This is a genomic window from Stenotrophomonas maltophilia, from assembly GCF_004920835.1.
GTDB lineage: Bacteria > Pseudomonadota > Gammaproteobacteria > Xanthomonadales > Xanthomonadaceae > Stenotrophomonas > Stenotrophomonas maltophilia_AQ.
On record NZ_QFHO01000057.1, the window covers coordinates 1 to 4,982 of the forward strand.

The window sequence follows — 4,982 nt, forward strand, 5'->3', positions numbered from 1 at the left end:
GCCGAAGCCGTCGCCGGTTCCGCCGCCGCCGCAGGCGCCGGTCGTGGACGTGCCGGAGCCGCGCCCAAGCGACATCGTCACCCCTCCGTCGCCGCCGTCGCCGCCGGCTCCGCCGACCTCGATCGAGGCCAGCGTGGACATCTCGTCGAAGGCCATGAACCCGCCGCGCTACCCGCCGGCAGCCTTCCGCGCTGGTATCCAGGGCGAAGTGATCCTGATCATTGATGTCGATGCCAGCGGCAACGTCACCAATGTCACGGTGGAAAAGTCCAGCCGTAACCGCGACCTGGACCGTGCTGCGATGGAAGCTGCCCGGAAGTGGCGTTTCAACGCCGCCGAAGCTGGCGGTAAGAAGGCTGCTGGCCGCGTCCGCGTCCCGGTCAACTTTGCACTGAACTGATGCGGCCCGGGTGGCCAGCTGGCCACCCTCGCCCCTGGTTCGATTGTTTAGCTTAGCTACACCCTTTATCACCACACACAACAAAGGTAAGCGTCATGCTGCAGGAAATTTTCATCGCCGCTGCTGCCGGGGGCAATCCGTCCAACGCCCTGTCGCAGATGGGCTTCGAGCATCTGATCCACGAAATGACCACCAAGCCGGGTGATTTCGCGGTCTCCTGGGTCGTGCTGCTGACCCTGGTCGTGATGTCGGCCATGTCCTGGTACTGGACCGTCATCAACATCTTCCGTGCTACCCGCCTGAAGAGCGCCGCTGATCGCGTCGTCAGCCTGTTCTGGGATACCCCGAACGCGCAGGACGCCATCCGTGCGATGGAAGAGCAGCCGGCTTCGGAGCCGTTCTCGAAGATCGCTCTGGACGCTGCCCAGGCAGCTGCCCACCACCAGCGCGCTGAAGGCGGCGCCACCGGTGGCGTGGGTGAGAACCTGAGCCGCTCGGAGTTCGTCGACCGCGCCCTGCGCCAGGCCGTGACCCGCGAAAGCAACAAGCTGCAGTCGGGCATGACCCTGCTGGCCACCGTCGGTGCGACCGCTCCGTTCGTCGGTCTGCTGGGTACCGTGTGGGGCATCTACGGCGCGCTGATCAAGATCGGTGCCACCGGCTCCGCTTCGATCGACGCCGTTGCCGGCCCGGTGGGTGAAGCGCTGATCATGACCGCGATCGGTCTGTTCGTCGCGATCCCGGCCGTGTTCGCCTTCAACTTCTTCAGCAAGATCAACAGCGCGACCATCAGCAAGTTCGATACCTTCGCGCACGACCTGCACGACTTCTTCGCCACCGGTTCGCGCGTCCGCTAATTGCGACGCGCTGTACCTGCGACGAAGTAAGTAGTCACCAAGATCTAGACGGAGCCCGTTATGGCTTTCAGTAGTGGTAACAGCGGCGGCCCCATGGCCGACATCAACGTTACGCCCCTCGTGGACGTGATGCTGGTGCTGCTGATCATCTTCATCATCACGGCGCCCCTGATGTCCCACAAGGTCAAGGTGGATCTGCCGGAGGCCAACCTGGTCCAGAAGCCGGACGACACCAACGACCGCAAGGGTCCCATCACCCTGGCAGTCAAGGAAGATGGCTCGATCTACTGGAACGACGAAGAAATCAACAAGCAGACTCTCGAGTCGCGCTTGGCGACCGCCGCCCAGCAGACCCCGCAGCCGCCGCTGAACCTGCGTGGTGACCGCACCACCAAGATGCGCGTCATCAACGAGATGACCAAGATCGCGCAGGAACAGGGCATGCTGGACGTCGGCTTCGTTGCGACCAAAGAAAAGGGGCAATAAGCCATGGCATTCAGTAGTGGTGGTGGCAAGGGCCCCATGGCAGACATCAACGTCACGCCCCTCGTGGACGTGATGCTGGTGCTGCTGATCATCTTCATCGTGACCGCGCCGATCATGACGTACCCGATCGCCGTGGACCTGCCGCAGCGCGTGCTCAACCCACCGCCGCAGCTGGTCGAACCGCCGCCGCCGATCGAGTTGAAGATCGACGCCAGCAACCAGGTCTCGTGGAACAACAGCCCGATCAATGCGAGCGAGCTGCAGCAGCGGATGGAGCAGGAGGTCCAGCGTGACCCGACCAACCAGCCGGAACTGCGTATCGACGCCAGCCCGGATTCCGAGTACGACGTGATGGCCAAGGTCCTGGCCGCCGCGAAGAACGCTCAGATGAAGAAGATCGGTTTTGTGCAGCAGTAAACGCAACACCGCAATACAACAGTCATGACGCGACTGCAGACGCCCCTGGAAACAGGGGCGTCTTTTTTTGCCCGTTGGGGTCAGATTCCTTTTCAACAGGAAGAGGGATCTGACCCCATCAGGCTGCACGCGCCCGTTATGATCGGCGGATGCTCGCCCTCTTCGACTCCCTGCGCCACTGGCTGGATGGCATCGCCCACCTCGGGACGATCCTGGCGGTGGCCTATCTGCTGTACCTGTTCGCGCTGGCGGGCTGGATCATGCTGCAGAAGCGCGAGCCGGTCGCCACGCTGAGCTGGATCCTGTCGCTGGCGCTGCTGCCGTACCTCGGCCTCTTCATCTACTACCTGCTGGGCCCGCAGAAGGTGAAGCGGCAGCGCCTGCGTCGCGGGCGTGCGCGCTCGGGCATGGAGCATTACAGCGACGTCTGCCCGCCCGATGCCGACTGCACCGAGCTGGCCAAGATCGCGCAGGCCACCACCGGGCTGGCACCGAGCAGTGCCACCGAAGTGACCTGGCTGGTGGACGGCGCAGCCACCTACGCCGCGCTGCTTGAAGCTGTCGCGCAGGCACGCGATCACGTGCATCTGGAGTACTACATCTTCAACCCGGACCATGCCGGCACCGCGCTGCGCGACGCGCTGGTGGAACGTGCGCGGGCCGGCGTGCAGGTGCGCCTGCTGCTCGATGCGGTGGGCTCATCCGCCCTGCCGCGGCGCTTCCTGCAACCCCTGCTCGATGCCGGTGGCGAAGCGATCTGGTTCCACCCACGGCAGCTGTTGAAGCCGTTCAAGCGCCCATGGTTGAACCTGCGTACCCATCGCAAGCTGGTGATCGTCGATGGCCGCCTGGCCTTCACCGGTGGCATCAACATCACCGACGACGAGGACGAAAGCCGCAGGACCGATGCATACCGTGATCTGCACATGCGCATCCGTGGCCACGTGGTGCGAAGCCTGCAGCTGGTGTTCGCCGAGGACTGGCTCTACGCCAGTGGACAGGATCCATCGCGGATGGATATCGCGCGCCTGTGGCCAGCCGACATGCCCCTGCGGGGCGAAGGCCCGATCAATGCCCAGGTACTGGTGTCCGGCCCGGATTCGGGCTGGGAGACCATCCATCGCCTGCACGTGGCGGCCATCCAGGAAGCGCACGAACGGGTATGGCTGGTCACGCCCTACTTCGTCCCGGGCGAAGCGGCGCGGATGGCGTTGACCTCGGCCGCGCTGGGCGGGCTGGACGTGCGCCTGCTGGTGCCGAAGATGAGCGACTCCTGGTTCGTCACCCAGGCCGCGCGCTCCTACTTTGACGAACTGCTGCATGCTGGCGTGAAGATCTACGAGTACGGCCCGCGCATGCTGCATACCAAGGCCTTCATCGCCGATGACGACGTCTGCATCGTCGGCAGCGCCAATTTCGACCACCGCAGCTTTCGGCTGAACTTCGAACTATCGATGATGATCAGCGATCGAGGTCGTGTTGCCGCACTGGCCGAGCTGCTGCAGGGCGAATTCGACCGTGCCACCCGGGTGAATGACCAGGCCGGCCGTTCGCTGTGGCTGCATCGCCTGCCGGAGGCGTTCGCACGGCTGGCCTCGCCGCTGCTCTGACGCAGCGCTACACTGCGGCGATCATCCGGGGAGCCCGACTATGTACTGGTTGTACCTGCTGCTGGCGCTGGGCTGTTTCGCCTTCGCCCTGAAGACGCCCAATGCCGGGTTGATGACCCTGTGCCTGCTGGCCGCCCTCGCCTTCCTGCTGGCCTGGGTACGCGGCCGCTACGTGGCCCGCTTTGGCGATCTGCAGCGCGACCCCGCTACCCTGGTCGATGCCGAGGAACTGCGCCGCCTGCGCGAACAGGCCCAGGCCCGTCGCAATGCCGCCCCCGACGAACACGATCCGTCCCCTCTTTCCAAGTAGTTCCGTTCCATGACCCAGCTCAGCGTCAACGTCAACAAGATCGCCGTCCTGCGCAACTCGCGCGGCGGTGCCGAACCGGACGTGGTGCGTGCCGCCCAGGCCTGCCTGGATGCCGGCGCGCATGGCATCACCGTGCACCCGCGGCCGGACCGCCGCCACATCACCGCCGAGGACGTGCTGGCCCTGTCCACGCTGACCCGTGCCCGTGGCGTCGAATTCAACATCGAAGGCAATCCGTTTGCACCGCCGCGCGAGGGCTACCCCGGCCTGCTGCCCTTGTGCGCACAGACCCGTCCAGCGCAGGCCACCCTGGTACCGGATGGCGACGGCCAGATCACCTCCGATCATGGCTTCGACTTCGAGCGCGATGCCGAGCGCCTGCGCCCGCTGATCGCGGAACTGAAGGCGATGGGCTGCCGGGTCAGCCTGTTCGTCGATGCCGGCAACCCGTTGCTGGAGCAGGCGGCCGAGGTCGGTGCCGACCGCATCGAGCTGTACACCGGGCCCTACGCCGAAGCGCATGCGGCCGGCGATGCCGATGCGATGCTGGCGCTGTTCGCCACCGCTGCACGCCGCGCGCAGGCCGCTGGCCTGGGCGTCAATGCTGGGCACGATCTGTCGCAGGACAACCTGCGCGATTTCCTGGCCAACGTGCCGGACGTGCTGGAGGTGTCGATCGGGCACGCGCTGATCGGTGAGGCCCTGTACGACGGGCTGGATGCCACCGTGCGCGGGTATCTGGCGCTGCTTTGATGCATTGCAGCCGAGCGTAGGCTCGGCTCTTATCTCTTGCGACTCTGGCACCTTAGGTGCCGAGAGCCCGGCGCGGGCGACCGTTCGGCTCTAGGTCTTCTCGATCGCTCTGTAGCAAGGATCTCCGCGCCGGTTTCTCCCTGATCCGC

The 4,982-nt window shown here is 65.2% G+C and carries 7 protein-coding genes; all 7 read left to right on the top strand.

The genetic code is table 11. The annotated features are described in order from the left end of the window. Nucleotides 1–400 (top strand): energy transducer TonB (locus DI041_RS20990; RefSeq protein WP_136640154.1); only part of this gene is annotated, 400 nt, incomplete at its 5' end. A gap of 95 nt (nt 401–495) precedes the next feature. Further along, entirely contained in the window at nt 496–1,257 is a 762-nt protein-coding gene (gene exbB, locus DI041_RS20995; protein ID WP_004132614.1) for a TonB-system energizer ExbB, read from the top strand. Between the two features lie 60 nt (nt 1,258–1,317). Beyond that, nucleotides 1,318–1,743: an ExbD/TolR family protein gene (locus DI041_RS21000; protein ID WP_012509603.1), complete on the top strand. Its 426-nt coding sequence runs from the start codon at nt 1,318–1,320 to the stop codon at nt 1,741–1,743. Between the two features lie 3 nt (nt 1,744–1,746). Continuing rightward, complete coding sequence (locus DI041_RS21005) at nt 1,747–2,160, top strand: ExbD/TolR family protein (RefSeq protein WP_004132666.1); 414 nt, start codon at nt 1,747–1,749, stop codon at nt 2,158–2,160. 149 nt (nt 2,161–2,309) lie between these two features. Further along, nucleotides 2,310–3,770, top strand: coding sequence for a cardiolipin synthase (gene cls, locus DI041_RS21010; RefSeq protein ID WP_136640080.1), 1,461 nt, complete (start codon nt 2,310–2,312; stop codon nt 3,768–3,770). Between the two features lie 40 nt (nt 3,771–3,810). Continuing rightward, entirely contained in the window at nt 3,811–4,080 is a 270-nt protein-coding gene (locus DI041_RS21015; RefSeq protein ID WP_046986642.1) for a hypothetical protein, read from the top strand. A gap of 9 nt (nt 4,081–4,089) precedes the next feature. Next, entirely contained in the window at nt 4,090–4,833 is a 744-nt protein-coding gene (locus tag DI041_RS21020) for a pyridoxine 5'-phosphate synthase (protein ID WP_046986643.1), read from the top strand. Nucleotides 4,834–4,982: the final 149 nt, after the last annotated feature.